The sequence below is a fragment of the Microbacterium sp. UMB0228 genome, assembly GCF_002871415.1.
Lineage (GTDB): Bacteria > Actinomycetota > Actinomycetes > Actinomycetales > Microbacteriaceae > Microbacterium.
Genome location: NZ_PNFU01000002.1, coordinates 76,911 through 103,895, shown reverse-complemented (window position 1 = coordinate 103,895; position 26,985 = coordinate 76,911). Strand labels below are relative to the sequence as shown.

Below are 26,985 nucleotides of genomic sequence, written 5' to 3'. Positions count from 1 at the left end.
TCGTCGGGGATGGTCGTACAGGAGGGGTTGAACCCGTCGATGCCCTCGCCACCGCTCTGCGCCCGGTAGCCGCGTACGACGATGTCGCTCGTTCCGGTCGTCCCGGCGGGGCCGCATCGGGGTGTCGGCGTGTCCAGACCGCCGTTGGTGTTGAAGTTCTCGCCCGCCGTGAGGACGGTGGGGGGCGCCGCGAGGTTGATCCGCAGCTCTCCCGCGGCCGTGAAGGTCATCGGGCGGCAGGTGATCTGCACGGACGAGGGCCAGCGCGCGCCGTTGTCGCCGACGAAGGTCGTGCCGGTGATGCGGTGCACGAAGGTGTTCGCGGGACACGTCGCGGTCTGCACGTTCCCGCGACTCTGGTCGTAGACCGGACCCTCGACCCAGGTGGGGTTCACCGTCGCGGTGATGACGCCCGCGTTGCTCAGGGTGATCGTCGAGCACTGCAGGCTGAAGCGCGTGAGGATGGAGTTGCCGGTCGATCCGGGGGCTTCCGCCGTTCGGTTCTCCGTTCGCACCGCGGTGAGGACCGAGTTCGCCGGGCACTCCGTCGGGGCGGTCAGGTCCTTGGCGGAGCCGACGATCGGACCCTCGTAGGAGACGCCGAGGTACAGCTGAGCCGGGTCACCCGGGGCCGCCGTCGCGGGGAGCACGGGCGCGACGAGCGATCCGAGCACGAGGGCGAGCATGGTCGCCACCGCCCACGGACGTCGCGGCGACAGCAACCGCCGTCGCGTTCTCCGGTCCTTCTTCTCTTCACGCGCCGAATTCGTATGCAGAGAGAACTGCATGAACACTCCCCTGTTCCGTGCCCAGTCCACCCACCCCTCCGAACTGGGATACGGCTGAGAGTAGGGCGGCTCTGGACGGAACTCCAGGTCACCTTTCGTCGCTACAGGATGAGGACTTTCGTCACTGCCCGGGTGGGGAAGGCGCCTCGAGTCGACGGCGCAGAGCCGTCGCGCGTTCCTCGAGTTCCGCGCGGATCTCGTGGGCGGCGAGCGAGCCACCGGAGAGGAAACCGGCCTCCAGCGCCTCCCGCCACCGACGGTTCACCTCGTCCAGCTCGAGGCTGAGGCGCTCCCTCTCCTCGGCCGAGATCGGCTCCGGCGGGACGGCCTGCTCCGCCTCGTCCTCCGGCACGACGTACCACCGGAAATCCTCGCGACCGCGGGCATTGTTGAGTCGCCAGAGCAGCAGAAGGGAGAGAAGGAACCCTGCGGCCCCCGTCGCGATCATCACCCAGGCGAACCCGGGCGTCTCGTCCAGAACGCCGAAGCCGTACCAGAGGAGCGACAAGGCGGTCAGAGCCAGGGCGCCGGGGAAGACGATACGGACGAGGACGAGTCCGACGGTGTGCATCCAGGGGCTCATGCGGGGGACCGTTCGATAAGCGTTCGCGGGGAAACAGAAAGAGCCGGTCAGACTCTGACCGACTCTTTCATGAATGTCTCCCTGTGGCCATGTTCGTTTCTTCACGGCCCCGAACCCGCCACATGATCTGCGGGAAGTACGAGTTGCGTATGTCTCTATCGGGAAGGGGCGACCGCAGCACTGCGACGGTCGGATCTCACGTCAAGGAATAGTGCGGGTTCGGCGAACTAATGCAATTCACCCGCCGAGGCGACACAGACAGGATCGGGGTTCGCGGACGCGATCCGCGCGGCTGCGGAACTGCAGACAGGAACCGCGACAGCTATGCAACAGACCCAAGTCGGTCGCCCGCGCCAGCGCAGCAGATTACTCGGGCATAGAGGCCGCGATGCACTGTGGGGTCCACTCCCGCCAACTCGGCAACGCCCGCGCACGCCCACGAGTTAGCTAGAAGATCCCGTTGAATGCAGCGAGGGCGACAGCTACGACGATGACGACTCCCACGAGTATCACCCATCCGACCCAGGCCCTCTTCGGCGGGCGCCCGGTGGCCGGCGGCTCGCCAAGGCTGGTCCGGAGCTGGTCAGCCTCTTCTTCAAGCTCCTCGGATCGCCGTTCGATGGTGGGGGTCCATGAGTTCGGCAGACGCCGGAGCCGCCGCCGTGAGATGTCCTCGAGTTCGGCAGTCACCTCGTTCAGTCGGGCGCGGGGATCCTGCGCCTCATCCCCCGTGGGGTGCTGCTGCTGATTCTCCGGGCTGTCGGTCATTCGCTCACTCATCTCCGGGGTTCGGACCTGCGCCGCGGTCGCATCGCACAGCTACGAGACTGTAGCGGAGGACCTGCACAGCACCGCATTGAGCAGGGGCCGGGTGCCGTCTAGGTGCTCACCGATGTGGATGTTGCGAGGCCGACGACGGATCCGAGGTACGGAGGTTGTTCGCCACGACTGCGGCATGTGTCGAGGTGAGTCCGTGAAACGAGAAGAGCCGGTCGGTTTTTACACCTGACCGGCTCTCCATTTACGAACAGACTGCCCTGAATCAACGAACAGGGCCCGCTGTGCGCGAGGGGGGACTTGAACCCCCACGTCCATACGGACACTGGCACCTGAAGCCAGCGCGTCTACCATTCCGCCACTCGCGCGAGCGTCTCGCTCCGAAGAACTCAACTTTCCGAGGATATCACGCGTTTTCGCCCGCGTTGCACACCCCGGCAGGGGCGTCGGCGGCGTTCCCCCAGGTCACCTGGCTACGATGTCCCTACCGGTCGGCATGCCAGAGGAGCCCAGTGGGACTACTTGACAGCTTTGAGAAGGGTCTCGAGCGCGCAGTGAACAGCGCGTTCGCGAAGACCTTCCGCAGCGGCATCCAGCCCGTGGAGATCGCTTCGGCGCTGCGACGCGAGGCGGATACCACTGCGGCCGTGGTGAGCCGTGACCGCATCATCGCGCCCAACAACTACGTCGTGCGCCTGAGCCCCGACGACGCGGAGCGCATGCGCGAGCTCGGCGGCGCGCTGACGGACGAGCTGCACGCACTCCTCACGAAGCACGCGAAGTCGCAGGGCTACAGCTTCGCCGGCCCCCTGTCCCTCGCGCTCGAGGCGGACGACAAGGTCGCCACCGGCACCGTGCGCGTCACCTCGGGCACCGTCGAAGGACGCGTCAGCTGGCAGGCCGTGGTCGACGTCGACGGACGCCGGCACACCCTCACCCGTGCCCGCACCGTGATCGGCCGTGGCTCCGACGCCGACATCACCATCGCCGACGCGGGATCCAGCCGTCGTCACGCCGAGATCCTCTGGGACGGCGAGCGGGCCATGCTCCGCGACATGGGATCCACCAACGGCACGAAGGTCGACGGGCAGAAGCTCCGCGAGGCCGCCCTTCCCTCCGACACCACGATCACGATCGGTCGCACCGACCTCGTGTTCCGCATCGTCCCCGTCGCCACCCCGTCGCGGTCGTCCCGCCCCGACGACGACGCGACCCGCGTGTTCGGAGCCCTCGGATGAGTGAACTGGTCCTGCTCCTGCTCCGCATCGGCTTCCTCGTGCTGATGTGGTTCTTCGTGTTCGGGGTCGTGTACTCCCTGCGCGCCGACCTGTTCGGGGTGCGGGCTCGGAAGCTCCCCGCGGAGGCGACAGCGGGAGCACCCGCCGCCGCTCCGGCCGCGGCACCGGCCGCCCCGCCCCGTCCCTCGTCGGCGCGACCGTCGACCGGTCCCGCCACCGTGGCCACGGCGAAGCGCCTCGTGATCACGTCCGGACCGAAGGCGGGTCTTGAACTGCCCCTGGGCTCCGACGCGATGACGATCGGCCGCTCCAGCGAATCCGCCCTGGTGATCCGCGACGACTACACGTCCAGCCATCACGCCCGGCTCCTGCTCCGCGGCGACACGTGGGCGATCCAGGACCTCGACTCGACGAACGGCACGTTCGTGGCCGGCCAGCGGGTGACGGGCGGCCCGGTCTCCCTCAGCCTCGGCACCCCGGTCAAGGTCGGCGCGACGACGTTCGAGCTGAGGGCCTGACGCCGGCATGGTCTTCGAAGGCTCGAGCGCCGCGATCTCCCACACCGGGAAGGTCCGCTCCAACAACCAGGACTCCGGGTACTCCGGGGCGAACCTGTTCGTCGTCGCCGACGGCATGGGCGGACACGCGGGCGGCGACGTCGCCTCCAGCATCGCGATCCAGCGCATGGAGCCGCTGGATCAGCCGTACTCCTCCACGGAAGACGCGCAGGCCGCCCTCCAGGCCGCCGCCACGACGGCCGCGGGCGACCTCATCCGCGCCGCGAAGGATCGTCCCGAGCTCGCCGGGCTCGGCACCACGCTCAGCGCGATCATCATGGTCGACGAGTACGCCGTCATCGGCCACATCGGCGACTCGCGCATCTACCTCTACCGCGACGACGCGCTCACGCAGATCACCGCGGACCACACCTTCGTGCAGCGACTGGTCGACTCTGGTCGCATCACCCCGGAAGAGGCCAGGTACCACCCGCGGCGCTCCGTCCTCATGCGCGTGCTCAGCGACATGGACGCCGACCCCGAGCTCGACATGTTCGTCATGCACGCGCAGCCCGGCGACCGCTGGCTGCTCTGCTCCGACGGCCTCTCGGGCGTGGTGGACGAGGCCCGCATCCTCAAGGCCATGCAGCTCGGGCTCGCCCCGGGGCGCACGGCCGACAACCTCCTCAAGCAGGCCCTCGACGGCGGCGCCCCGGACAACGTCACGATCGTGATCGTCGACGTCGGCGGACAGCACCCCGTCCACTCCGGCACGGCCACGATCGTCGGCGCGGCGTCGAACCCGTCCGGGGTCTACGTGCCGCCGGTCCGCGCGCCGCGGAGCAACTGGCTGCACCCGGTGCGGCAGGCCGCGAACGAGCCGAGCCACTTCGAGCCGGCGCCCGAGTACCTCGAGGAGCTGATCGAGGAGGATCGCCGTCGCGCCAAGCGCCGCCGACTGGGCTGGATCGCCGGCGCGGTCGTCGTCCTCGCGATGCTCGGCTTCGCCGCGTTCGCGGCATACAGCTGGACGCAGACGCGCTACTTCATCGGCGCCGATGAGGACAGCGTGGTGATCTTCCAGGGCGTGCAGCAGAACATCGGTCCGATCACCCTGTCGACCCCGGTCGATGACACCGAGATCCTCCTCGCCGATCTGCCGCCGTATCAGCGGGCCTCGGTCGAGCGCACCATCAGCGCCCGCTCGCTCTCGGACGCGATGGCCATCGTCGACCGGCTCCGCTCCGGCGCCGAGGCCAACATCATCGAGCAGACGCCGCTGCCCACCCCGCTCCCCTCGCCGAGCGAGACGCCGTCGGGAGGTGCCGGATGAGCACCGACGTCCAAGCCGACACCACCGTCATCAAGGCCCTGCGCCGACTGCGCATGCCCCAGACGCAGCGCAACCGCGAGTTCTGGCTGCTCCTCTTCGCCTGCGCGATCAGCGGCGCCGCCCTCACGCTCGTCCAGCTCGGCGCTCTCGGCACGATCGACCCGATGATCCTGGCGATCGGCGGCGGACTCGCCGCCCTCGCCTTCGCGCTGCACGTCGTGCTCCGCTTCGTCGCCGCCGACGCCGACCCCTTCGTGGTCCCGATCGCGACGCTGCTCACCGGCCTCGGCGTCGCGATGATCTACCGGATCGACATCGCGTTCGGGAACACCGGGTGGAACGCCTACTCCACGAAGCAGCTCGCTTGGACGGCCATCTCCCTCGCCGGCGCGATCGCGGTGGTCATCATGCTGCGCAACTACCGGATCCTCTTCCGGTACACCTACATCTTCGGCCTCGCCGGCATCCTCCTGCTGCTCCTGCCGTTCGTGCCCGGTCTGCGGATCCCCGACGCGAACGCCCAGGTCTGGGTGTCGCTGGGCGGCATGTTCGCCTTCCAGCCCGGCGAGCTCGCCAAGATCTGCCTGGCGATCTTCTTCGCCGGTTACCTCGTGCGCACGCGGGAGAGCCTGACCTCGGTGGGCAAGCGGGTGCTCGGCATCACCTGGCCGCGCATGCGCGAACTCGGTCCGGTCCTCGTGGTCTGGCTCGTCTCGCTCGGCATCATCGTCTTCCAGCGCGACCTCGGCACCGGAACGCTCATCTTCGGCATGTTCGTGGCGATGCTCTATGTCGCGACGGGCAAGACGAGCTGGGTGCTGATCGGTCTCGGCCTCGTGGTGGCCGGCGTCGCCGCCGCCTCGCAGATCCTCAGCTACGTGCAGGGTCGTTTCATCAACTGGCTGTTCCTGTTCGACTCCTCCAAGGTCGACCCCGACGTCGCCGGCTACCAGCCCATGCAGGGACTGTTCGGTCTCGCCCGCGGCGGCCTCATCGGCACCGGCTGGGGCCAGGGCCGCCCGGAGATCACCCCGCTGGCGCACAGCGACTACATCATCACCAGCCTCGGCGAGGAGCTCGGCCTCATCGGCCTCTTCGCGATCCTCTGCCTCTACATGGTGTTCGTGAGCCGCGGCGTCCGCATCGGGCTCGCGGGTCAGGACGACTTCGGCAAGCTGCTCGCCACGGGGCTGTCGTTCACGATCGCCCTCCAGGTCTTCATCATGGTGGGCGGCGTGACGCGGGTCATCCCGCTGACGGGTCTGACCACGCCGTTCCTCGCCGCCGGCGGCTCCTCCCTCGTCGCGAACTGGCTCATCGTGGCGCTTCTGCTCCGCATCTCCGACGGCGTCCGCCGTCAGCCCCGGGTGGTGATCGGCTGACATGACCAAAGAGCTCCGCAGACTCAGCATCGTCATGCTGTTCATGTTCGTCGCGCTGTTCGCCGCCACGAGCTGGATCCAGGTCGTCGAGACCGATGTCCTGTCGCAGAATCCGCACAACAAGCGCACGCGGCTGGACAGCTACGAGATCCAGCGCGGCGCGATCATCGTCGACGGCACCGCCATCGCCAACTCGGTCCCGAGCGATGACCAGTACCGGTTCCAGCGCGTGTACACCGACCCGGGCCTGTGGGAACCCGTCACCGGGTACTTCAACCCCGCCCTGGGCTCGGCCACGGGCATCGAGAAGGCGATGAACGCCGATCTCTCCGGCACCGGCTCGAACGCCTTCTTCGCCGAGATCGAGCGCATCCTCTCCGGCCAGCCTCAGCGCGGCTTCAGCGTCGAACTCTCCCTCGACACCGCCGCACAGCGCGCCGCTGTCGAGGCCCTGGACGGCCTGCAGGGAGCGGTCGTCGCGATGGACCCGAAGACCGGGCGGATCCTCGCGATGGCCTCCACTCCGGGCTTCGACACGAACCGCATGGCGACGCACGACGCGAACGCGGCCAACGCCACGTACGACGAGCTGGTGGCCGATCCGGGCAAGCCGCTGTCCAACCGGGCGATCGCGGGTGACCTCAACCCCCCGGGCTCGACCTTCAAGATCGTCGTGGCGGCCGCCGCCTACGCGAGCGGGGACTGGACTCCGGAGTCGACGCTGCCCAACCCCACCTCGTACACGCTCCCCGGCTCGAACAGTCGGGTCTCCAACGCCTGGGGAGGCGCCTGTGGGCCCGGGGAGACCGTCACGATCGCCGAGGCGATCCGCCTGAGCTGCAACATCCCCATGGCCGAGCTCGCTGTCGAACTCGGCGACGACACGATCCGGGAGATGGCGGAGAAGTTCGGTTTCAACCGCAGCTTCGACACGCCGCTCACCTCGACGCCTTCCAGCTACCCCCAGGGCCTGGACGACGCACAGACCGCGCTCACCGGATTCGGACAAGGTCAGGTCACCGCGACACCGCTGCAGATCGCCATGGTCTCGGCGGGCATCGCGAACGACGGCGTGGTCATGAACCCGCAGATGGTCGACGCCGTGATCGGCAACGACCTCTCCGTCGTCCGATCGTTCGAGAGCACGGAGTTCGGCCGGGCGATGGAGGCCGACGTCGCCGACGAGGTCACCTCCGCCATGGTCGCGAGCGTCTCAAACGGCGCCGCGCAGGGTGCAAGAATAGACGGGGTCGACGTAGCCGGTAAGACGGGAACGGCGGAGAACGGAAACAGGCCGCACACGCTGTGGTTCACGGGGTTCGCCCCCGCGGACGACCCCGCGGTCGCGGTAGCGGTCGTCGTCGAGAACGGCGGCGGACAGGGTCAATCAGGAAGCGGGGACACCATCGCCGCTCCGATTGCGAAGAAGGTCATAGAGGCGGTGCTGGGCAGATGAGGCCGACGCAGGGTGTGTCGTTCGGTGGTCGCTACGAGCTGCAGTCGCGTATCGCGATCGGTGGCATGGGCGAGGTGTGGGAAGCGACGGATCACGTCATCGGACGTACCGTCGCGATCAAGATCCTCAAGGACGAGTACATGGGGGACCCCGGGTTCCTCGAGCGTTTCCGTGCCGAGGCTCGGCATGCCGCTCTCGTCAACCATGAGGGCATCGCCAGCGTGTTCGACTACGGCGAGGAGAACGGCAGCGCCTACCTCGTCATGGAGCTCGTGCCCGGCGAGGCGCTCTCGACGATCCTCGAGCGCGACGGCTCGCTGAGCGCCGACAAGACGCTCGACATCGTCGCCCAGACGGCCTCGGCCCTGCAGGCCGCGCATGCGGCCGGTCTCGTCCACCGCGACATCAAGCCGGGGAACCTCCTGATCACGCCCGACGGCCGTGTGAAGATCACCGACTTCGGCATCGCCCGCATCGCCGACCAGGTCCCGCTCACCGCGACCGGCCAGGTCATGGGCACGGTGCAGTACCTGTCGCCGGAGCAGGCGTCGGGTCACCCGGCCTCCCCCGCGACCGACACCTACTCGCTGGGCATCGTCGCGTACGAGTGCCTTGCCGGCAAGCGCCCCTTCACCGGCGAGTCGCAGGTCGCGATCGCCATGGCGCAGATCAACGAGCAGCCGCCGCCGCTGCCGCCGACGGTCCCGATCCCCGTGCAGAACCTGGTCATGGCGATGATCGCCAAGAAGCCGGCGGATCGCCCCTCGTCCTCGGCCACGGTCGCCCGTGCGGCCCAGGCCCTGCGTCGCGGCGACCTGAACTCCGCGGCCATCGCCGTGCCCGCCATCGCGACGGGCGGCATCGCCGGCGACGACGACGCCACGCGCATGCTCACCGCGACCGGTGACGACGGCACGACACGCATCCTCCCCACCACCGCGCAGCTTCCCACCGACGAGGCCGCCGCGGAGGAGCAGGAGAAGAAAAAGAAGAAGAAGAGCGCCTGGACGTGGCCTCTCATCGCGCTGATCGTGCTGCTGCTCGTCGTCGCCGTCCCCACCCTGTGGGCGCTGTTCGGCAACCAGGGCAAGGACGCCGACCCGGATCCCACGGCATCCGCGACCCGTAAGCCCACCCAGACCCAGGCGCAGACACCGACGCCGCCACCCACCCCGGAGGAGACGCGCGTCAACGTGACGGCGCTCAACCTCAACGGCATGGACTGCGGTACGGCGACCGCCACCCTGGAAGAGGCCGGCTTCACCGACATCTCGTGCGCGGACGGCGACCCCGCACCGACCGACGCTCAGGTCGGTACCGTCTACCGCGTGCAGCCCACGGGCAACGTCGAGACGACGACACCGATCACCCTCACCGTCTACGCAGCGCGCACGCCGCTTCCGACGCCCACCGATCAGCCCACGATCACGGGAGAGCCGATCGCGGGCAGCACCGTGACGATCTCCTGGGGCACGGGATTCACCTGCCCCAGCGGCACGACCCTCTCCGGATACGTCGTCTCCCTGCAGAACGGGACCTTCGTCTCCGGCGGCCCGAACTTCCAGCCCACCCAGCGCAACGCGCAGGTGACGGTCGGCGACGCGGCGGGCCAGCAGCTCATCGCCACCTACCAGGGACTGTGCTCCGGCGGAGACCAGCGGACGTCCAACGCCTCGCCGCCGCTGTCCGTCACGATCCTCGATCCGCAGGATGACGAGGGTGACGGCGGGAACGCCACCCAAGGGTAGCCTGAGTATCCAGTCCAGCCGCAGTCGTTTCCAGGGGGTTCATCCGTGTCCACAGAGCCACGAGTCATCGCGGGCCGGTACCGCGTCGACGAGCTCATCGGGCATGGCGGGATGGCGAAGGTGTACCGCGGGTACGACCTGACGCTGGGCCGCGAGATCGCGATCAAGATCCTCGATCCCGAGCTCGCGCGGGACACGAGCTTCCGCACCCGCTTCCGGCTCGAGGCGCAGGCGGCATCACGCATGTCGCACCCGTCGATCGTCCGCGTGTACGACGCCGGTGACCCCTCGACGGTCGACAGCTCCTCGGACGAGCCGCCGTACATCGTGATGGAGCTCGTCAAGGGCACGCTTCTGAAGAAGATCATCGCCGACGGCCCGGTGCCCGTCCAGGACGCTGTGCGCTATGTCGACGGCATCCTCGAAGCGCTCGACTACTCGCACCGCGCCGGCGTCGTGCACCGCGACATCAAGCCCGGCAACGTCATGGTCACCGACAAGGGCCAGGTGAAGGTGATGGACTTCGGCATCGCGCGCGCGGTGTCCGACTCCTCCTCCACGGTCGCCGAGACGACGCAGATCATCGGCACCGCCGCCTACTTCTCCCCCGAGCAGGCCAAGGGCGAGCCCGTCGACGCGCGTGCAGACCTCTACTCCACCGGGGTCGTGCTGTACGAGCTGCTCACCGGACGCCAGCCGTTCCGAGGAGAGTCCCCGGTGGCCGTCGCCTACCAGCATGTCAGCGAGACGCCGGTGCCGCCCTCCGAGGTCAACGAGGAGGCTCCGGCCGCCCTCGATCCGATCGTGCTCCGCGCCCTCGCGAAGGACCCGTACCAGCGGTATCCGGATGCCGCGCACTTCCGCGCCGCCCTCGACGCCGCAGTGACGGGCGCGGCACCGACACGCAAGCAGATCGGCGCTCTGACCAGCGAGCTCTACGGGCCCAATCCGCGGCAGGCGCAGGAGACGGCGCGATCTCTCCGGCAGCTCAGCACCGACACCACCATGGCCCGCACGCAGTCGGGGCCGCCCGTCGCGTGGATCTGGGCCGGCGTCGCCCTGCTCGCGGTCCTCCTGGCCTCTGTGCTGTTCTGGGTGTGGACCATCAGCATGCGCCCCGCCGACGTGCCCAGCACCTCGCGGGTCGTCCCGGATCTGACGAACGTCGCCTCGGAACGCGCGCAGGACGACCTCGCCGAACTCGACCTCTCCTCCAAGATCATCATCGAGTCGAGTCCCTCGATCGCGGAGGGCAACGTCATCCGCACCGATCCGGAGGGCGGTGTGTCCGTGGAGCAGGGCTCGACCGTCACGCTCTACGTGTCTTCGGGCGAGGAGACCGTCGTCGTGCCGAAGCTGGAGGGCATGTCCCTGGATGCCGCCACGAAGGCGCTCAAGGACGCCGGGCTCGAACTGGGGACCGTGACCCAGCGCAACGACAAGGCTCTCGCCGCGAACACCGTCATGACCGCCAGTGAAGACGCGGATGCCGAGGTGGCTCCCGGCACGGTGGTGAACCTCGAGGTCGCCAGCGGCAAGATCACCCTGAACAACGTCGTCGGCTGGTCCCTGGATTCGGCAACGCAGGAGCTCGAGGATCTCGGGCTCACACCGGTTCCGACCGCCGCCCCGGAGTGCCCGGCGACGGACCCGGCGACCGTGCACTCGATGTCCGTCGCGCCCGGCGACGTTCCCGTCGGGTCGTCGGTCGAGCTCCGCTACTGCACCGGATCCTGACCCAGACCCGCCGGCTCAGCGTGCCAGCGGATCGAGGCGAGCGGATCGGGAGACGGCCTCCTCGTCCCCGCACAGCCCGAGCCAGTTCGCAAGCAGCCGATAACCACCACGGGTGAGCACGCTCTCCGGATGGAACTGCACCCCGTGCAGCGGCAATGTCCGGTGCGCGAGGGCCATCACGGTGCCGTCGGGCGCGGTGGCGGTCACGATGAGGTCGGCGGGGAGGTCGCCGACGGCGAGAGCGAGCGAGTGATAGCGCCCGACGTCGAACGGCGACGGAAGGCCGGCGAACAGCGCGGAGCCGTCGTGACGGACCGCCGAGACCATGCCGTGCATCACCGCAGGTGCCGACCGGACGGGTGCCCCGAGCGCGGCTCCGATGACCTGGTGTCCCAGACACACGCCGAGCGTGGGCACGCCGCGGCGCATCGCGATCCGGGCAGCCTCGACCGAGACCCCGGCGTCGGCAGGGGCCCCGGGGCCGGGAGAGAGGAGGAGGGCGTCGTGGGAGTCCAGCATCCGTTCGACCGCCGCGGCGTCCGTCGCGTCCGACTCGACGAGGGTGGTGTCCGCCCCGAGCTCCCGGAGATAACCGACGAGGGTGTGCACGAAGCTGTCGTGGTTGTCGACCACCAGGACGCGCGTCATTCGACGTCGACCTCGCCGGGGGAGATGAGGGGGCTGACCCAGGGGAACACGTACCAGAACAGGGCGTAGAGCACCGCGGCGATCACCACGAGCAGGATGAGGACGCGCAGCCACCACGGGCCGGGCAGCAGGCGCCAGAGTGCGGCGTACATGGGTCTTCTCTCTCCTGGGGGGGTCACACGGACGGCGCGGCCGGCGGCGGCGGGGGATCGGTCAGGGCCGGCGGGGGCCCCTCGGCTCGCGGTTGGAAGCTCTCGAAGACCCCGTACGCGACGATGCGCTCGGCGAGCGAGTACAGCGGCGAGCACGCCGTCAACGTGATGTACTGCTCCCCCGTCTGCTGCTCCGGCATCTGCGGCACGTCGGCGAGCACGTCGGTCTGCGTCGGCTTCACGTACTCCAGGGTGCGGAACCGGTAGGTGTACCACCCGTCCGGAGTCTCCACCACGATCGCGTCGCCCACGTGCAGCTTGTCGAGCTGGTTGAACGGCTTGCCCCAGGTCGTGCGGTGGCCGGCGAGCGAGAAGTTGCCGACCTCTCCGGGCATCTTCGACTGCGTGTAGACCCCGATGCCCTTCTGATCGAGCGTGCGCGCCCGGCTGGTCCCCCCGTAGATCCCGAAGTTGTAGTCGGCCCCGAACCGGGGGATGTGCATCTGCCCGAACCACTCGCCGTCGGCCGGTGCCGCCGGGACCGGCGCCTGATAGACCGTCTCGCCGTCGTCCGTCTCGATGAGAGGCGGGGGCTCGGGGGCTTCGCCCGCGGCGAGCTGCTGCGAGATCGCGGCGCCCTCCTCGTTCTTCTGGGCGGCGATGATGATGTCGCCGATCCACATCTGCCAGGCGACGAAGAGGAGCACGATGACGCCGGCGGTCAGGAGGAGTTCGCCGAGCACACTCGCGAACGTGGCGCGCGACCGGGGTCGCTGCCGCCGTCCGCGCCGCCCCCCAGGCACGACAGATGCAGTCATGGGCGTGATCATATCCGCCGGACCTGTGCAGCAGGAGTCGGGGCGCCGCCGATCCGCGTCCTCACGTCTCGTCGGCGCCGAGGTCTCCCGGGTACAATGACGGCATGGCACGTGACCGCAAGACCGAAGAACCCGCCGTCGAGCGCGCCGAGGGCGACGCCGCTCCCAACGCCGTCTGGTTCAAGCCGGTGATGATCGGCTTCATGCTCCTCGGCCTCGCCTGGATCCTCGTCTTCTACATCTCGGGCATGCAGTTCCCCATCCCCGGCCTCGACAACTGGAATCTGGCCATCGGTCTGGGCATCGCCCTCATCGGATTCCTCATGACCACACGCTGGCGCTGACCGCCGGCAACGACAAGAACCCCTCGCCACCGCGGCGAGGGGTTCTTTCGTCTGTCCGAGAGTCCGACGTTATCCACAGGTTATCCCCACACTGGGGAGAATTACACCGATGTTATTCACAGGGGTTAACAACCCTGTTAACAACTCGGGATCAGGCCAAAAGGATGAGGGGCGGCACCACGGCGACCACGACGATCAACAGCACCACCAGGGCGGCGAGCGACACGATCTGCCAGGTCCGCTGGTCGCGGCGCTTCGTGCGGACGTAGATGAGGGCCACGAGCGCGCCCGTGATCGCGCCGCCGAGGTGCGCCTGCCAGGAGATGCCACCGGCGAAGAACCCGAAGGCGAAGTTGATGCCGAGGATCACGAGGATGCCCGTGACGTTGGCCCCGATGTGGCGCCCGATGATCAGGAGCGACGCCAGGAGCCCGAAGATCGCCCCGGAGGCGCCGACCGTCCACGTCTCCGGCGCGAGGACGGCCACCGCGACGGATCCGCCGAGACCGCTGATGAGGTACAGCGCGAGATAGCGGACACGACCGAGCATCGGTTCGAGGTTCTGCCCGAGCATCCACAGGGCGAGCATGTTCAGGGCGAGATGCACGAAACCCCCATGCACGAACAGCACGGTCAGCAGTCGCCACGGCTCGAACGGCAGGAGGGAGAGGTTCGGGTAGAGGAACGGCGCGTAGAAGCCGAGAGCCTGGATGATCGGGGCGTTGAGCCCGGGGATGAGCTGCACGAGGCCGATGAACGACGTCACCGCCAGCAGGACGTACGTGACGACCGGCTTGCCGCTGCGCACGGCCCCCATGGTCGTGGCGCCGCCGCCGCGCCAGCGTCGCGCAGCCCTCTTCTGAGCGGGGGTGCGGTTCTTGCGCTCCGCGTTCATGCACTCCGGGCAGATGACGCCGACCGGGGCGGGCGTCTGGCACTCGGGGCAGATGGTGCGGAGGCACCGCTGGCAGAGCACGAAGGACTGCCGATCCGGATGCCGGTAGCAGAAGTTCTCACGATTGTTCGTGAACTCGGGCGTCGTCATCCGGATCGGCCGTCGCTGTCGTCAGGCGGCGACGATGTCGATCGACTGCAGCACCACGGGCTCGATCGGGCGGTCGCCCGCCGCCGTCGGGACCGCGGAGATCGCGTCGACGACCTTGCGCGATGCGTCGTCGGCGACCTCGCCGAAGATCGTGTGCTTGCCCTGCAGCCACGGGGTCGGGTCGGTGGTGATGAAGAACTGCGAGCCGTTCGTGCCCTCGACCTTGCCGGTGATGGCGTTGCGGCGGAGGCCCGCGTTGGCCATCGCGAGGATGTAGGGCTCGTTGAAGTTGAGCTCGTTGTTGATCTCGTCGTCGAAGTTGTACCCCGGACCGCCGACGCCCTGGCCGAGCGGGTCGCCGCCCTGGATCATGAAGTTCGGGATGATGCGGTGGAAGATGACGTCCTTGTAGAGGGGACCCTCGCCCGGCTTGCCGGTGGCGGGGTGCGTCCACTCCTGGGAGCCGTCGGCGAGACCGACGAAGTTCTTGACCGTCTTCGGGGCGTGGTCGCCGAAGAGGTTGATGACGATGTCACCGTGGTTGGTGTGCAGAGTTGCGACGTGGGAAGCGTGAACCATGCGTTCATTCTCGCAGAGCTTCCGGTGAGCGGGCCGGGCGCGTACAACGCGGGGGCGGATGATGCAAGGGGCGGGCGATTCCCTCGCCGCATCCAGCCTCTCGTGGCAAGATGGGGAACCCGTACTCCAATGGACAGGAGAGCATCGTGAGCCTCAGCCGCAAGCGGAAGAAGCAGCTTCGTCGTCTTCAGAAGGACGCGAACCAGCTGTGGGAAGACCAGCAGGTGCTCGTCGGCCACGCTGCCGACGTCGCTCGTGAGGCAGGTCGCCAGCTCGGCAACTTCAATCGCGAGCAGATCGTCCCCGTGGTCCAGGACACCTACAACCGCCGCGTCGCCCCGGTCGTCGACCGTTCGGTGAAGGCCGGCAAGCATGTCGTGGACGACAAGGTCGTCCCCATCGTGGGCGGGGTCGTGGGTACGGCGCTGACCGCCTGGGACGTCGCGAACGCGAAGCGCCACGGCGTCGAGTACAAGGCCCGCAAGGCGGTCTCGCAGAAGAAGGGTCCGGGCCTCGGATCCGTCATCGCCATCGTCCTGGGCGCCGCCGCCGCCGTCGGCGTGCTCTACGCCGCCTGGCAGGCGCTGCGGGCCGACGACGAGCTCTGGGTCGCCGACGACCCGCTGTCGGCTCCCGACGCGTGACCACTCCCGACCCGCACGCGCGGGTGAGGGATGCTGCGGCCGCCCGCGGACTCGACATCGAGATCCGCGAGCGGCCGCAGGCGCGGAGCCTCGTCGAGGCCGCCGAGATCCTCGGCATCCCGCCGTCCGGGATCGTGAAGACCCTCGTGGTGAAGCGCTCGGACGACACCTATCTGTTCGCGCTCATCCCTGGTGGGCGGTCCATCTCGTGGCCGAAGCTGCGCGCCGTCGTCGGAGTGAACAAGCTCCGCCTGCCGGAACCCGAGCTCGCTCTCGCGGCGACCGGTTATGAACGCGGGACCATCGTCCCGATCGGCAGCACCACCGACTGGCCGGTCTACGCCGATGAGTCCATCGTGGGCGAGCGGGTCGCGATGGGCGCCGGTGCGCACGGTTACAGCCTGTTCGTCGACGCCGACGACCTCATCGCGGCGTACGGCGCGACCGTCGCCGACATCTCGGTGCCCGACGAGCGCTGACGTCCGCCCGATCCTCAGACCAGGCCGGCCATCCGCAACGCGATGTCCACCAGCCGTACACGCTGCAGTCCGGCGACCGCGGAGAGCGCGAACCACTCGGCGCGATCGGTGGAGCCGTCCGTCTCCCAGCGCAGCTTCCCGCCGGTGACCTCGGCCCGATAGACGATGCGCAGGGTATGCAGGGGGTCTGACGACTTCTGCACGCGCCGCCCTGCCGGGATGACACGGGAGTGGATGCCGAGGAGCTGTCCGACCCGGACCGTGTACCCGGTCTCCTCGCGGAGCTCCCGCCGCACCGCGTCCTCGGGCGCCTCGCCCGGTTCCAGGCCGCCGCCCGGGAGCGTCCACGCCACACGTCGGCCCTCGGTCCACCGCGCCAGCAGGAGGCGTCCACCCTCATCGGTGACGACCCCGTATGCGGCGACGCGCAGGTCCATGCGTCACACCCTATCCGGGTCTCGGGCCGTCCCCGCCGCGTGACGATCGGGGTGATCGATCACGAATCGAGAAGCCCGGCATCACGCGCCGTCCCTACGCTGGGAGCATCATCCGGCCCACGAGAGGAACATCATGGCTGACACCGAGAAGAACTTCACCGCCGAGGAGCGCGAGGCCATGCAGGCCGCCGCCAAGGAGGCCCGCACCCGACGCTCGCGGGCCAAGAAGTCGCCCGAGGAGCTGCGGGCCGCCGGCGAGGCCGATCTCAAGGAGGCCGTCGCGAAGCTCACCGACGAGGACAGGCTGCTCGCCGAGAAGCTGCACGCGCTGGTCTCCGAGGTGGCGCCGGAACTCGTGCCGCGGACGTACTACGGCATGCCGGCGTGGGGCCGCGACGGGAAGGTGCTGTGCTTCTTCCAGCCGGCCAGCAAGTTCAAGGTCCGCTACGGCACCTTCGGGTTCGAGCCGATCTCCCACCTCGATGACGGCACCGTCTGGCCGACCGCGTACGCGGTGACCGCGCTCACGGAGAAGGACCTCGAGTTCCTCGCCGGACGCATCCGCCAGGCGATCAGCTGATCCCGAAGTGGGTCTGACGCAGCGGGGCCGCTCGCGTTAGCGTGGTGCCTGTGAGCACCCTTCCCTTCTCCGCCGCCGTCTACGCCCGCCGTCTGGCACGCGCGCAGGAACGCGCCCAGGAGGCTGGCCTCGACGCGATCATCGTCGGCCCCGGCCCCGACCTGCAGTACCTCCTCGGTGTCGAGGGTGACACCATCGAGCGGCTGACCGCCCTCGTCCTGCCGCCGCAGGGCGCGGCGACGGTCATCGTCCCGCGGATGGAGCTCGCCAAGGTGCGCAGCACGGCCGTCGGAGAGCTCGGACTGACCGTCGCCGACTGGGTCGACGGCGACGATCCGTACGCCCTCGTCGCCGCGGCGACAGGTCCCGTCTCCCGCGTCGGGGTGTCGGATGCGCTTCCCGCGCTGCACGTCGTCCCGATCGGGGAACGGCTGCAGGCCAGGCTCGAGCTCGCGACACCCGTCCTCCGCGAGGGCCGGATGACCAAGGACGACGAGGAGATCGCCGAACTGCGCCGAGCCGGCGCGGCGATCGATGCCGTGCACCGCCGCGTGCCCGGATGGCTGCGCGCCGGCCGCACCGAGCGGGAGGTCGCCGCCGACATCGCCGCGGCGATCGTGGAGGAGGGGCATCGGACCGTCGAGTTCGTCATCGTCGGCTCCGGGCCCAACGGCGCTGACCCGCACCACGAGGTCTCCGACCGGGTCATCGAGCAGCACGACGTGGTGGTCGTCGACATCGGCGGCGCGGTGCCGAGCGGCTACAACTCCGACAGCACGAGGACCTACGTCGTCGGAACTCCCGATCCGGTGGCAGCCGATCGCATCGCCACCCTCGTCCGCGCGCAGCAGGCGGCCGTGGACGCGGTGCGCCCCGGGGTCACGGCGGCGGAGGTCGACGCGGCCGCCCGCTCGGTTCTCACGGAGGCGGGGCTCGGCGAGGCGTTCCTGCACCGCACGGGTCACGGGATCGGCGTCTCGGTGCATGAGGAGCCCTACATCGCCCCCGGCAACGACCTCGTGCTCCGAGAGGGCATGGCCTTCAGCATCGAGCCCGGCATCTACTTCGCCGGCGAATGGGGTGCCCGCATCGAGGACATCGTGGTCGTGACGGCGGACGGGGCCGAGCGCCTGAACACGGCGCCGCACGAACTCACGGCGACCGACCGGTGAGGGGGAGGATGGTGGAGCCTAGGAGATTCGAACTCCTGACATCCTGCTTGCAAAGCAGGCGCTCTACCAACTGAGCTAAGGCCCCGTGAGGGAATTCTTGAATTGAAAGGGTGGGGCTACCAGGACTTGAACCTGGGACCTCTTCATTATCAGTGAAGCGCTCTAACCGCCTGAGCTATAGCCCCGTCAACCTCCAGAACTTTACCGGAGTTTCGCCGAAAATCCGAATCGAGGGCGAGGACCCCCTCCGGGATCCCCGCCCTCGGCCGGTCACCGTCCCGGGCTGACGTCCACGCTGCCGGCCGACACGGACACGTCGATCGTGCGTCGAGCGCTCGGGGACTCGTCGACCCTGGCATCGAACGAGCCCGCGTTGACGTCCTGACTGATCCGATACTCCACGTCGGGAAGGGTCAGATTCAGCGATCCGGCGCTCACGTCGATCGTGGTCGTCGCCGGCGCGTCGCCGGTCAGCTCCACGGTCAGATCGCCCGCAGCGATACCGAGATCCGCCTGGTCGACGCCCTCCAGGAGGACGTCCGCGCGTCCCGCGTTCATCTGCACATCGAAGGCCGAGGCCGCACCGGAGACGTCGAGGGATCCGGCGTTGATCTGGACCTCCAGCGTGCCGAACTCACCGGAGACGTCGAGAGCGCCGGCATCGAGCGTGAGACTCGCGTCGAGGTCGGAGCCGCTGAGCTCCTCCGGCAGCGTGAGGACCGCGCGCTCGTCGTCGCCGAACCAGTTGCCGAACCACCAGCCGAAGGCCGGTCGAGGACTCCGGACGACGAGCTCGTCGGCCTCGCGCTCGAACGTCCACGCACCGTGGCCGTTGGTCACGGAGAGCTCCGCCGCGTCCACATCGCCGAAGTCGATTCGGACCATGCTCGCGTCGGCGTCGAGATCGATCGCGGTGACGCCGTCGACGTCCACCGTCCGCACCGAATCCGGACGGCTGGAGGAGAGGAGGGTGCCGGTCGCCGCGACGGCCGCCGTGCCTCCGGCTCCGAGCAGGGCGATCCCACCGACCACCGCGGTGACGATCATGACGGCGGTCGCTCCGGAGGAGCGCCGGGGCCCGGGCGCGCCGGGCGCCGCCGCGGGGGACGCCGCGGACGGCGGCGGGGGAGGAGTGATCGGGGTGTGGCCGCCCTGTGCTCCGGTGTTCTCGGTGGTCATCGTGTGACTCCTGTCTGGCCGTTCGGCGGCGTCGTGCCGCCCGTGTTCTCGAGGTGGGCGAGGGCGGCGAGCACGCGGCGGTTGCCCGACTCGTCCTGTTCGAAGCCCAGCTTCTGGAAGATGGAGGTGATGTGCTTCTCGACGCTCGCCGCCGAGAGGAAGAGGAGGCCGGCGATCGCCTGGTTCGACTTGCCCTCGGCGAGCAGGGCCAGCACGGTGCGCTCCCGCTCGGTGAGGCGCATCATGCGGTCGTCGCGGTTCCGCCGGGTCAGGAGCTGAGCCACCACTTCCGGGTCGAGCACGGTGGCCCCGTCGGCGATCCGCTGCACCGAATCGATGAACTCGGCGACATCCGCCACCCGGTCCTTCAGGAGGTAGCCGAGCGGACCCCCCTGCGCGGCGATGAGGTCGGACGCGTAGCGCTCCTCCACGTACTGCGAAAGCACGAGTATGGCGAGCGCCGGATGCACCGCCCGGAGGTCCAGCGCCGCGCGGATGCCCTCGTCCGTGAACGTGGGCGGGAGCCGCACATCGAGGATGCAGAGGTCCGGGGAGGTGGATGCCACAGTGGCACGGAGGTCGGTGGTGTCGGTGAGGGCGGCGACCACCTCGTGGCCGGCGTCTTCGAGCAGACGCACGAGCCCCTCGCGCAGGAGGACGGAGTCCTCGCAGATCAGGATGCGCATGGCACGTTCACCTCCAGGCTGGTCGGACCGCCCTGGGGGCTGTCGAGACGGAAGGTCCCGCCGGCGGCGAGGATCCGGTTCGCGATGCCGTCGAGGCCTCCGCCCGGGATGACCTGGGCTCCGCCCATGCCGTTGTCCTCGACCCGCGCCCAGAGGGTGTTCCCCTCGCGGAGCCGGACCGTGACCCGTGCCTCGCTGGCCCGGGAGTGCTTCGCCGCATTGGTCAGCGACTCGGCGATGGAGAAGTAGACCGCCGCCTCCGCATCGCGCCCCGGCCGGCTTGCCCCGGCACCGCCCCCCTGGATCACTGAGCCGCCCCCCTGGGTCCCTGAGCCGCCCCCCTGGATCCCTGAGCCGCCACCCTGGATCCCTGAGCCGCCACCCTGGATCCCTGAGCCGTAACCCTGGGTCCCTGAGCTTGTCGAAGGGTCCATCCGCACGTCCAACTGCACGGGGATGGGGGAGCGGCTGGCGAGTGCCGACAGTGCGGCGTCCAGGCCGCGGTCGTCGAGCACCGACGCGTGGATGCCTCGCGCGAGCTGCCGCAGCTCGGTGATCGCGGCCTTGGTCGACGTGTGCGCCTCGGAGATGAGCTCCTTCGCCGCGTCGGGATCGGTGTCGATCTTCTGCTGCGCGAGCCCGAGGGTCATCCCGACGGACACGAGCCGCGGCTGGACGCCGTCGTGGAGGTCGCGTTCGATCCGCGTCCGTTCCAGGTCGGCGGCGCGGACCGCTCCCTCCCGCTGGGCGGTGGATGCCCGCACACGCTCGGTGAGCTCGACCTCCCGGGCTCGGGCGACGATCGCCAGCGCCAGCGTGCGAGCCAGGAGGGCGAGGCCGATGATGCCGGCGGCCGAGGCGAGCGCACCGAGGATGCCGATCAGGGGCGCCCAGGACACCGGGATCTGCCCGCCGCCGAAGGGGCCGATGATCGTCTCGGCCGACGTCAGCGGGGCGAAGGCGATGATGATCGACCAGAGGAATGCCCAGAAGAGCCGCAGGACCACGAAGCCGAGGACGGCGGTGATCGCGAAGTTCGCGACCGCGCGCCACATCCGTCCGTCGATGGCCTGCCGCCCGAGCGAGCGGAGCCAGCCGCCGAAGCCGGGACGGTCCCGCGGCTGGAGCCTGAGCGGGGTGTTCGGCACGCGGTACAGGCCGGCGACGCGGGCGATCTCGAACCAGCCCACGCCGAAGAGCGCATACACGAGGCCCACGAGCACCACGATGCCGACGCCGAAGACGAAGAGGAGGCCGAGCCCGGTGCCGAGGAGGCCGCCGAGCATCCCGAAGATGCCGCCCCCGATCACCCCGACGCCGGCGAGATGCAGGATCGTGAGCGGGATGCGCAGCGGCGGCTTCCCGGTCGCAGCGGCCCCGGGGGTCGCAGTCTGTGTGGTCATGCTTCCACGGTAGGGCCGCCGCGCGACCGCGCCCACCGAGTCAGCCGGACACTCCCGTTCGGGTTTTCCCTACCCCGCCGAAACCCCGCCCTATCGCCGAAACCCCGGCCTGCATCGGTGCGCAGGCCGGGGTTTCGGCGGAAAGACGGGGTCTCGGAGGCTCAGTTCGACATGAAGCCGACGAGCAGCCCTCCGGTGACCTTCACCGCCAGGTTGTAGATGCCCGCGACGACCGCACCGAGCACCGTGAACACGATGAGGTTGAGGATCGCGACGACGGCGGCGAACGCCATGACCTGCGGCAGACCCACGAGCTCCGACAGCGGGATGGCGCCGTCGGTGAAGCTGCGCACGAACTCGTCGGCCGTGGACATGATGCCGGTGGCCTGGAGCACGAGGAAGATCAGGAAGAACGACACCATCGTGACCACGGCCAGTGCGACCGCTCCCAAGAAGGAGAGCTTCACGGCGGACCAGAAGTCGACGTAGACGAGGCGCAGACGGACCTGCTTACCGCCGGTCTTCCGTGTCGACTTCTTCGCCAGCTTGTCGGCCACTGTGCTCATGCGTCTGTATCCTCGGGTGTCTCAGTCGTCTGGGGGGCCTCGGCATCGGCATCCGGCTCGGTCTCCTCTTCGGTGAGACCACGCTCGCCGTTCCGGGCGATGGCGAGGATGCGGTCGGCCTCCGTCGTGCGGGCGAACACCACTCCCATGGTGTCGCGACCCTTGGCGGGGACCTCGGCCACGGCAGAGCGTACCACCTTGCCGCTGGACAGAACCACCAAGACCTCGTCGTCCTCGGACACGATCAGACCACCCGCGAGGGTGCCCCGATCGTCGTTCAACTTGGCGACCTTGATGCCGTATCCGCCGCGCCCCTGGACCCGGTATTCCTCGACGGCGGTGCGCTTGGCATAGCCGCCGTCGGTGACGACGAACACGTACTTCCCGGGTGCGGCGACCGAAGCGGACAGCAGGCTGTCGCCCTCGCGGAACTTCATGCCCTTCACGCCGGCGGTGGCGCGACCCATCGGGCGCAGGGCTTCGTCAGTCGCCTGGAAACGCACCGACATCCCCTTGCGGCTGATGAGGAGGATGTCGTCCTCGGCGTTGACGAGGAGGGCGCTGACCAGCTCGTCCTCGTCGTTCAGCCGGATCGCGATCACGCCGCCCTGGCGGTTGGTGTCGTAGTTGTCGAGACGGGTCTTCTTGACCAGGCCGTCGCGCGTGGCAAGGACGAGGTAGTCGGCCACGGCGTAGTCGCGGATGTCGAGGACCTGCGCGATGCTCTCGTCCGGCTGCAGCGCGAGGAGGTTCGCGACGTGTGTGCCCTTCGCGTCACGCCCGGCCTCCGGCACCTCGTACGTCTTCGCGCGGTAGACCCGGCCCTTGTCGGTGAAGAACAGCAGCCAGTGATGGGTCGTCGTGACGAAGAAGTGCTCGACGATATCGTCAGCGCGCAACTGGGCGCCCTTGACGCCCTTGCCGCCGCGGTGCTGGGAGCGGTAGTTGTCGCTGCGCGTGCGCTTGATGTAGCCCTCGCGCGTGACGGTGACGACCATCTCCTCTTCCGCGATGAGGTCTTCCATCGACACGTCGCCGTCGAAGCCGTGCAGGATGTGCGTGCGTCGCTCGTCGCCGAACCGGTCGACGATCGCGGTGAGCTCCTCGCGGATGATCGTCCGCTGCCGGCCCTCATCGGCGAGGATCGCCTTGTAGTCCGCGATGAGCGCCTCGAGCTCGTTGGCCTGGTCGATGATCTTCTGACGCTCCAGCGCGGCGAGGCGACGGAGCTGCATCTGCAGGATGGCATCGGCCTGGATCTCGTCGATGTCGAGGAGCTTCTGCAGACCCTCGTTCGCATCCTGCGTCGTCTGGGAACGGCGGATGAGCGCGATCACCTCGTCGAGCGCGTCGAGCGCCTTCAGATAGCCGCGCAGGATGTGCATGCGCTTCTCGGCCTCGTTCAGCCGGAACTGTGTCCGTCGCACGATGACGTCGATCTGGTGGGCGATCCAGTTCGAGATGAAGCCGTCGATCGCGAGCGTCCGGGGCACGCCGTCGACGATCGCGAGCATGTTCGCGCCGAAGTTCTCCTGCAGCTGCGTGTGCTTGTAGAGGTTGTTCAGCACCACCTTCGCCACGGCATCGCGCTTGAGCACGACGACGAGGCGCTGACCTGTGCGGTCCGAGGACTCGTCGCGGATGTCGGCGATGCCGGTGATCTTGCCGTCGCGCGCGAGGTCGCCGATCTTGACGGCGACGTTGTCGGGGTTCACCTGGTACGGCAGCTCGGTGATGACCAGGCACGTCCGCCCCTGGATCTCCTCGACGTTGACGACCGCGCGCATCGTGATCGAGCCGCGGCCGGTGCGGTACGCCTCGTGGATACCCTTCGTGCCGAGGATCTGCGCGCCGGTCGGGAAGTCCGGTCCGGGGATGCGCTGGATCAGCCCGTCGAGCAGTTGCTCCCGGGGGAGGTCCGGGTTGTCCAGCGCCCAGAGCGCGGCATCGGACACCTCGCGGAGGTTGTGTGGCGGAATGTTGGTCGCCATGCCGACCGCGATGCCGACCGAGCCGTTGACGAGGAGGTTCGGGAACCGGGACGGCAGAACCGTCGGCTCCTGGGTCTGGCCGTCGTAGTTGTCGGCGAAGTCGACGGTGTCCTCTTCGATGTCGCGCACCATCTCGAGCGCGAGCGGGGCCATCTTCGTCTCGGTGTACCGCGGTGCCGCCGCGCCCATGTTGCCGGGCGAGCCGAAGTTGCCCTGGCCGAGAGCGAGCGGGTACCGGAGCGACCACGGCTGCACGAGACGGACGAGCGCGTCGTAGATCGCCGAGTCGCCGTGCGGGTGGTACTGACCCATGACCTCGCCGACGACGCGGGCGCACTTGGAGAACGACTTGTCGGGGCGGAACCCGCCGTCGTACATGCCGTAGATCACTCGGCGGTGCACCGGCTTGAGACCGTCGCGCACATCGGGGAGCGCACGGCCGACGATGACCGCCATGGCGTAGTCGAGATAGCTGCGCTGCATCTCCGACTGCAGATCGACCTGGTCGATCTTGCCGTGCTCGTGGCCCTCGGTGATGTCGGGGCGTTCTTCGTCAGTCATGTGTCTTTCCTGGTTGGCTGAGCTTGTCGAGGCGTCGGATCCCCTGGCACACGCTCAGGGACCCCGCGGTGATCAGATGTCGAGGAACCGGACGTCCTTGGCGTTGCGCTGGATGAAGCTCCGACGCGACTCCACGTCCTCGCCCATCAGCACGCTGAAGATCTCGTCCGCGGCGGCGGCGTCCTCGATGGTCACCTGGCGGAGCGTCCGGGTGGTGTGGTCCATCGTGGTCTCCCAGAGCTCCTTGGCGTTCATCTCGCCGAGACCCTTGTAGCGCTGGATGCCGGCGTCCTTCGGGATGCGCTTGCCGTTCTCCAGCCCGTAGGCCAGCAGCGCATCGCGCTCGGCGTCGCTGAACACGTACTCGTGCGCCGCGTTCGACCACTTGAGGCGGTAGAGCGGCGGCATCGCGAGGTACACGAAGCCGGCCTCGATGAGTCCGCGCATGTAGCGGAACAGCAGCGTGAGCAGCAGGGTGGTGATGTGCTGGCCGTCGACGTCGGCATCGGCCATCAGCACGATCTTGTGGTACCGCGCCTTCTCGATGTCGAACTCCTCGCCGATGCCCGTGCCGAAGGCCTGGATCATCGCCTGGACTTCCTTGTTGCCGAGCGCCTTGTCGAGACGCGCGCGCTCGACGTTGAGGATCTTGCCGCGCAGCGCGAGGATCGCCTGCGTGTGCGGGTCGCGACCCTGCACCGCCGAACCACCGGCCGAGTCGCCCTCCACGAGGAAGATCTCGCTGATCGACGGGTCCTTGCTCGTGCAGTCCTTGAGCTTGTCGGGCATCGCCGCCGACTCGAAGACGCTCTTACGTCGAGCCGTCTCGCGCGCCTTGCGGGCGGCGAGGCGTGCCGTCGCCGCGTCGATCGCCTTGCGGATCACGTTCTTCGCCTGGGTCGGGTTGCGGTCGAACCAGTCGCCGAGCTGATCGCCGACGACCTTCTGCACGAAGGCCTTCGCCTCGGTGTTGCCGAGCTTGGTCTTGGTCTGACCCTCGAACTGCGGCTCGCCGAGCTTGATCGAGATGACGGCGGTCAGCCCCTCACGCACGTCGTCGCCGGAGAGGTTGTCGTCCTTCTCCTTGAGGAGGTTGTTCGCACGGGCGTAGCGGTTGACGAGCGTGGTGAGCGCCGCCCGGAAGCCCTCCTCGTGCGTGCCGCCCTCGTGTGTGTTGATCGTGTTCGCGTAGGTGAACACGTTCTCCGTGTAGGACGTGGTCCACTGCATCGCGACCTCGAGCGAGATCTTGCGCGCCGTGTCCTCCGACTCGAAGGCGATGATCTCCTCGTTGACGACCTCGGCGTGGCGCACCTTGTTCAGGTACTCGACGTAGTCGACGAGACCGCGCTCGTAGAAGAAGACGTCGCTCGGCTGCTTCGTGACCGCCTGGCCGTCTTCCTCCGTCTCGTACGCCGACTCCGGCCGCTCGTCGGACAGCTCGATGCGCAGTCCCTTGTTGAGGAACGCCATCTGCTGGAACCGGGTGCGGAGCGTGTCGTAGTCGAACTCGACCGTCTCCTGGAAGATCTCCGCGTCCGGCCAGAACGTGATGCTCGTCCCGGTCTCCTCGGTGGCCTCGCCCTTCTCGAGCTTCTGCTGCGGGACGCCGCCCTCGGCGAAGCTGTGCCGCCAGACGAAGCCCTTCTGCTTGACCTCCACGTCGAAGCGGGTCGACAGGGCGTTCACCACCGAGGATCCGACGCCGTGCAGACCGCCGGAGACGGCGTAGGCGCCGCCGCCGAACTTGCCGCCCGCGTGCAGGATCGTGAGCACGACCTCGACCGTGGACTTCGACGGGTCGGAGGAGTGCGGGTCGACGGGGATGCCGCGCCCGTTGTCGACCACGCGCACGCCGCCGTCGGCGAGAAGGGTGACGAGGATCGTGTCGGCGTAGCCGGCCAGCGCCTCATCGACGGAGTTGTCGACGATCTCGTAGACGAGGTGGTGCAGTCCGCGGGGTCCGGTCGAGCCGATGTACATGCCGGGGCGCTTGCGCACGGCCTCGAGTCCTTCGAGGATCTGGATCGAGTCGGCGCCGTACTCACCGGGCTGCTGCTTCTTCGGTGCGGGTGCCGCCGATTCTCCGGCCTGTGAGCCCGACGAAGCGTCGTTGTTCGGTTCCGTCTCGTCAGCAGGGGATTCAGGCGTCATCAGAGGGC

General features: G+C 68.7%; 27 protein-coding genes and 3 tRNA genes. 12 read left to right on the top strand and 18 right to left on the bottom strand.

Annotation, left to right across the window (positions count from 1 at the left end; translation table 11 throughout):
- From CJ226_RS18010 to CJ226_RS04655, 4 genes are all read right to left on the bottom strand, one after another.
- On the bottom strand, window positions 1–722 hold a 722-nt coding region (locus tag CJ226_RS18010; RefSeq protein WP_180964534.1), incomplete at its 3' end, for a hypothetical protein.
- Between the two features lie 187 nt (window positions 723–909).
- On the bottom strand, window positions 910–1,371 hold the full coding sequence (locus CJ226_RS04665) for a hypothetical protein (RefSeq protein ID WP_102208462.1): 462 nt from the start codon (window positions 1,369–1,371) through the stop codon (window positions 910–912).
- Window positions 1,372–1,818: 447 nt separating this feature from the next.
- On the bottom strand, window positions 1,819–2,139 hold the full coding sequence (locus CJ226_RS04660) for a hypothetical protein (protein ID WP_102208461.1): 321 nt from the start codon (window positions 2,137–2,139) through the stop codon (window positions 1,819–1,821).
- 294 nt (window positions 2,140–2,433) lie between these two features.
- Window positions 2,434–2,516, bottom strand: a tRNA-Leu gene (locus tag CJ226_RS04655).
- Window positions 2,517–2,660: 144 nt separating this feature from the next.
- Here CJ226_RS04655 and CJ226_RS18005 point away from each other — a divergent pair.
- From CJ226_RS18005 to pknB, 7 genes are read left to right on the top strand one after another with little or no spacing between them, the layout of a single operon-like run.
- Window positions 2,661–3,386, top strand: a complete 726-nt coding sequence (locus CJ226_RS18005; protein ID WP_180964533.1) for a DUF3662 and FHA domain-containing protein — start codon at window positions 2,661–2,663, stop codon at window positions 3,384–3,386.
- Window positions 3,383–3,904, top strand: a complete 522-nt coding sequence (locus CJ226_RS04645; protein ID WP_025102896.1) for an FHA domain-containing protein — start codon at window positions 3,383–3,385, stop codon at window positions 3,902–3,904. The genes CJ226_RS18005 and CJ226_RS04645 overlap by 4 nt, the downstream gene beginning before the upstream one ends.
- 7 nt (window positions 3,905–3,911) lie before the next feature.
- A complete protein-coding gene (locus tag CJ226_RS04640; protein ID WP_025102895.1) occupies window positions 3,912–5,216 on the top strand; it encodes a PP2C family serine/threonine-protein phosphatase in 1,305 nt (434 codons plus the stop codon).
- On the top strand, window positions 5,213–6,598 hold the full coding sequence (locus CJ226_RS04635; protein WP_062637692.1) for an FtsW/RodA/SpoVE family cell cycle protein: 1,386 nt from the start codon (window positions 5,213–5,215) through the stop codon (window positions 6,596–6,598). The genes CJ226_RS04640 and CJ226_RS04635 overlap by 4 nt, the downstream gene beginning before the upstream one ends.
- Window position 6,599: 1 nt before the next feature.
- The gene (locus CJ226_RS04630) at window positions 6,600–8,054 is read left to right on the top strand and encodes a penicillin-binding protein 2 (protein ID WP_062637694.1); all 1,455 of its coding nucleotides are present in this window, start codon (window positions 6,600–6,602) and stop codon (window positions 8,052–8,054) included.
- Complete coding sequence (locus tag CJ226_RS04625; RefSeq protein WP_082803013.1) at window positions 8,051–9,802, top strand: serine/threonine-protein kinase; 1,752 nt, start codon at window positions 8,051–8,053, stop codon at window positions 9,800–9,802. Before CJ226_RS04630 ends, CJ226_RS04625 begins: the two co-directional genes overlap by 4 nt.
- 45 nt (window positions 9,803–9,847) lie before the next feature.
- Entirely contained in the window at window positions 9,848–11,539 is a 1,692-nt protein-coding gene (pknB, locus tag CJ226_RS04620; protein ID WP_062637698.1) for a Stk1 family PASTA domain-containing Ser/Thr kinase, read from the top strand.
- A gap of 15 nt (window positions 11,540–11,554) precedes the next feature.
- Here the strand turns inward: pknB and CJ226_RS04615 are convergent, their stop codons facing one another.
- The 3 genes from CJ226_RS04615 to CJ226_RS04610 are packed head-to-tail and all read right to left on the bottom strand — an operon-like array spanning window position 11,555 to window position 13,157.
- Window positions 11,555–12,187, bottom strand: coding sequence for an aminodeoxychorismate/anthranilate synthase component II (locus tag CJ226_RS04615; protein WP_102208459.1), 633 nt, complete (start codon window positions 12,185–12,187; stop codon window positions 11,555–11,557).
- Window positions 12,184–12,339 carry a membrane protein gene (locus tag CJ226_RS17800; protein WP_036292274.1) on the bottom strand — a complete coding sequence of 52 codons (156 nt, stop codon included), beginning with the start codon at window positions 12,337–12,339 and terminating at the stop codon, window positions 12,184–12,186. Before CJ226_RS17800 ends, CJ226_RS04615 begins: the two co-directional genes overlap by 4 nt.
- A gap of 23 nt (window positions 12,340–12,362) precedes the next feature.
- Window positions 12,363–13,157, bottom strand: a complete 795-nt coding sequence (locus CJ226_RS04610; protein WP_062638016.1) for a class E sortase — start codon at window positions 13,155–13,157, stop codon at window positions 12,363–12,365.
- Window positions 13,158–13,261: 104 nt separating this feature from the next.
- On the opposite strand from CJ226_RS04610, the gene CJ226_RS04605 reads away from it, so the two are divergent.
- Entirely contained in the window at window positions 13,262–13,501 is a 240-nt protein-coding gene (locus tag CJ226_RS04605) for a cell division protein CrgA (protein WP_025102888.1), read from the top strand.
- Window positions 13,502–13,652: 151 nt separating this feature from the next.
- Here CJ226_RS04605 and CJ226_RS04600 read toward each other — a convergent pair whose 3' ends face one another.
- Together CJ226_RS04600 and CJ226_RS04595 are read right to left on the bottom strand one after the other, a co-directional pair.
- Window positions 13,653–14,546, bottom strand: a complete 894-nt coding sequence (locus CJ226_RS04600) for a rhomboid family intramembrane serine protease (protein WP_062637702.1) — start codon at window positions 14,544–14,546, stop codon at window positions 13,653–13,655.
- Window positions 14,547–14,567: 21 nt separating this feature from the next.
- Window positions 14,568–15,125 (bottom strand): peptidylprolyl isomerase, encoded by a 558-nt coding sequence (locus CJ226_RS04595; protein WP_025102886.1) that lies wholly within the window; start codon window positions 15,123–15,125, stop codon window positions 14,568–14,570.
- Window positions 15,126–15,271: 146 nt separating this feature from the next.
- Between CJ226_RS04595 and CJ226_RS04590 the strand changes: the two genes are divergently transcribed.
- Together CJ226_RS04590 and CJ226_RS04585 are read left to right on the top strand one after the other, a co-directional pair.
- Entirely contained in the window at window positions 15,272–15,769 is a 498-nt protein-coding gene (locus tag CJ226_RS04590; protein ID WP_025102885.1) for a hypothetical protein, read from the top strand.
- On the top strand, window positions 15,766–16,248 hold the full coding sequence (locus CJ226_RS04585; RefSeq protein WP_231868296.1) for an aminoacyl-tRNA deacylase: 483 nt from the start codon (window positions 15,766–15,768) through the stop codon (window positions 16,246–16,248). Before CJ226_RS04590 ends, CJ226_RS04585 begins: the two co-directional genes overlap by 4 nt.
- A gap of 14 nt (window positions 16,249–16,262) precedes the next feature.
- Here the strand turns inward: CJ226_RS04585 and CJ226_RS04580 are convergent, their stop codons facing one another.
- Window positions 16,263–16,685 carry an NUDIX hydrolase gene (locus CJ226_RS04580; protein WP_062637704.1) on the bottom strand — a complete coding sequence of 141 codons (423 nt, stop codon included), beginning with the start codon at window positions 16,683–16,685 and terminating at the stop codon, window positions 16,263–16,265.
- Window positions 16,686–16,818: 133 nt separating this feature from the next.
- Here CJ226_RS04580 and CJ226_RS04575 point away from each other — a divergent pair, with 133 nt between their 5' ends.
- Both CJ226_RS04575 and CJ226_RS04570 read left to right on the top strand, forming a co-directional pair.
- Window positions 16,819–17,265 (top strand): hypothetical protein, encoded by a 447-nt coding sequence (locus CJ226_RS04575; protein WP_102208458.1) that lies wholly within the window; start codon window positions 16,819–16,821, stop codon window positions 17,263–17,265.
- A gap of 50 nt (window positions 17,266–17,315) precedes the next feature.
- The gene (locus CJ226_RS04570; protein ID WP_102208749.1) at window positions 17,316–18,437 is read left to right on the top strand and encodes a Xaa-Pro peptidase family protein; all 1,122 of its coding nucleotides are present in this window, start codon (window positions 17,316–17,318) and stop codon (window positions 18,435–18,437) included.
- Window positions 18,438–18,446: 9 nt separating this feature from the next.
- Here the strand turns inward: CJ226_RS04570 and CJ226_RS04565 are convergent.
- The 8 genes from CJ226_RS04565 to gyrB all read right to left on the bottom strand — a co-directional run bounded on the left by CJ226_RS04565 (window position 18,447) and on the right by gyrB (window position 26,977).
- Window positions 18,447–18,522 (bottom strand) — tRNA-Ala (locus CJ226_RS04565).
- 26 nt (window positions 18,523–18,548) lie between these two features.
- Window positions 18,549–18,622 (bottom strand) — tRNA-Ile (locus CJ226_RS04560).
- 85 nt (window positions 18,623–18,707) lie between these two features.
- Window positions 18,708–19,616 carry a DUF4097 family beta strand repeat-containing protein gene (locus CJ226_RS04555; protein ID WP_146008200.1) on the bottom strand — a complete coding sequence of 303 codons (909 nt, stop codon included), beginning with the start codon at window positions 19,614–19,616 and terminating at the stop codon, window positions 18,708–18,710.
- Window positions 19,613–20,302 (bottom strand): response regulator transcription factor, encoded by a 690-nt coding sequence (locus CJ226_RS04550; RefSeq protein WP_025102879.1) that lies wholly within the window; start codon window positions 20,300–20,302, stop codon window positions 19,613–19,615. Before CJ226_RS04550 ends, CJ226_RS04555 begins: the two co-directional genes overlap by 4 nt.
- Window positions 20,290–21,705, bottom strand: coding sequence for a sensor histidine kinase (locus tag CJ226_RS04545; RefSeq protein WP_257996515.1), 1,416 nt, complete (start codon window positions 21,703–21,705; stop codon window positions 20,290–20,292). Before CJ226_RS04545 ends, CJ226_RS04550 begins: the two co-directional genes overlap by 13 nt.
- 161 nt (window positions 21,706–21,866) lie before the next feature.
- On the bottom strand, window positions 21,867–22,271 hold the full coding sequence (locus tag CJ226_RS04540; RefSeq protein WP_025102877.1) for a DUF3566 domain-containing protein: 405 nt from the start codon (window positions 22,269–22,271) through the stop codon (window positions 21,867–21,869).
- On the bottom strand, window positions 22,268–24,823 hold the full coding sequence (gyrA, locus tag CJ226_RS04535) for a DNA gyrase subunit A (RefSeq protein WP_025102876.1): 2,556 nt from the start codon (window positions 24,821–24,823) through the stop codon (window positions 22,268–22,270). The genes CJ226_RS04540 and gyrA overlap by 4 nt, the downstream gene beginning before the upstream one ends.
- 72 nt (window positions 24,824–24,895) lie before the next feature.
- Entirely contained in the window at window positions 24,896–26,977 is a 2,082-nt protein-coding gene (gyrB, locus tag CJ226_RS04530; RefSeq protein WP_025102875.1) for a DNA topoisomerase (ATP-hydrolyzing) subunit B, read from the bottom strand.
- Between the last annotated feature and the right edge of the window lie 8 nt (window positions 26,978–26,985).

What these genes read in the sequence shown, in the direction of transcription:
- CJ226_RS04550 (WP_025102879.1), bottom strand. Translation starts at nt 20,302, where the DNA reads ATGCGCATCCTGATCTGCGAGGACTCCGTCCTCCTGCGCGAGGGGCTC.
- CJ226_RS04555 (WP_146008200.1), bottom strand. Translation starts at nt 19,616, where the DNA reads ATGACCACCGAGAACACCGGAGCACAGGGCGGCCACACCCCGATCACT.
- CJ226_RS04615 (WP_102208459.1), bottom strand. Translation starts at nt 12,187, where the DNA reads ATGACGCGCGTCCTGGTGGTCGACAACCACGACAGCTTCGTGCACACC.
- CJ226_RS04665 (WP_102208462.1), bottom strand. Translation starts at nt 1,371, where the DNA reads ATGAGCCCCTGGATGCACACCGTCGGACTCGTCCTCGTCCGTATCGTC.
- CJ226_RS04645 (WP_025102896.1), top strand. Translation starts at nt 3,383, where the DNA reads ATGAGTGAACTGGTCCTGCTCCTGCTCCGCATCGGCTTCCTCGTGCTG.
- CJ226_RS04610 (WP_062638016.1), bottom strand. Translation starts at nt 13,157, where the DNA reads ATGACTGCATCTGTCGTGCCTGGGGGGCGGCGCGGACGGCGGCAGCGA.
- CJ226_RS04660 (WP_102208461.1), bottom strand. Translation starts at nt 2,139, where the DNA reads ATGACCGACAGCCCGGAGAATCAGCAGCAGCACCCCACGGGGGATGAG.
- CJ226_RS17800 (WP_036292274.1), bottom strand. Translation starts at nt 12,339, where the DNA reads ATGTACGCCGCACTCTGGCGCCTGCTGCCCGGCCCGTGGTGGCTGCGC.
- CJ226_RS04600 (WP_062637702.1), bottom strand. Translation starts at nt 14,546, where the DNA reads ATGACGACGCCCGAGTTCACGAACAATCGTGAGAACTTCTGCTACCGG.
- CJ226_RS04635 (WP_062637692.1), top strand. Translation starts at nt 5,213, where the DNA reads ATGAGCACCGACGTCCAAGCCGACACCACCGTCATCAAGGCCCTGCGC.
- CJ226_RS04580 (WP_062637704.1), bottom strand. Translation starts at nt 16,685, where the DNA reads ATGGACCTGCGCGTCGCCGCATACGGGGTCGTCACCGATGAGGGTGGA.
- CJ226_RS04605 (WP_025102888.1), top strand. Translation starts at nt 13,262, where the DNA reads ATGGCACGTGACCGCAAGACCGAAGAACCCGCCGTCGAGCGCGCCGAG.
- gyrB (WP_025102875.1), bottom strand. Translation starts at nt 26,977, where the DNA reads ATGACGCCTGAATCCCCTGCTGACGAGACGGAACCGAACAACGACGCT.
- CJ226_RS04625 (WP_082803013.1), top strand. Translation starts at nt 8,051, where the DNA reads ATGAGGCCGACGCAGGGTGTGTCGTTCGGTGGTCGCTACGAGCTGCAG.
- CJ226_RS04545 (WP_257996515.1), bottom strand. Translation starts at nt 21,705, where the DNA reads ATGACCACACAGACTGCGACCCCCGGGGCCGCTGCGACCGGGAAGCCG.
- CJ226_RS04640 (WP_025102895.1), top strand. Translation starts at nt 3,912, where the DNA reads ATGGTCTTCGAAGGCTCGAGCGCCGCGATCTCCCACACCGGGAAGGTC.
- CJ226_RS04575 (WP_102208458.1), top strand. Translation starts at nt 16,819, where the DNA reads ATGGCTGACACCGAGAAGAACTTCACCGCCGAGGAGCGCGAGGCCATG.
- CJ226_RS04595 (WP_025102886.1), bottom strand. Translation starts at nt 15,125, where the DNA reads ATGGTTCACGCTTCCCACGTCGCAACTCTGCACACCAACCACGGTGAC.
- CJ226_RS04540 (WP_025102877.1), bottom strand. Translation starts at nt 22,271, where the DNA reads ATGAGCACAGTGGCCGACAAGCTGGCGAAGAAGTCGACACGGAAGACC.
- CJ226_RS04630 (WP_062637694.1), top strand. Translation starts at nt 6,600, where the DNA reads ATGACCAAAGAGCTCCGCAGACTCAGCATCGTCATGCTGTTCATGTTC.
- gyrA (WP_025102876.1), bottom strand. Translation starts at nt 24,823, where the DNA reads ATGACTGACGAAGAACGCCCCGACATCACCGAGGGCCACGAGCACGGC.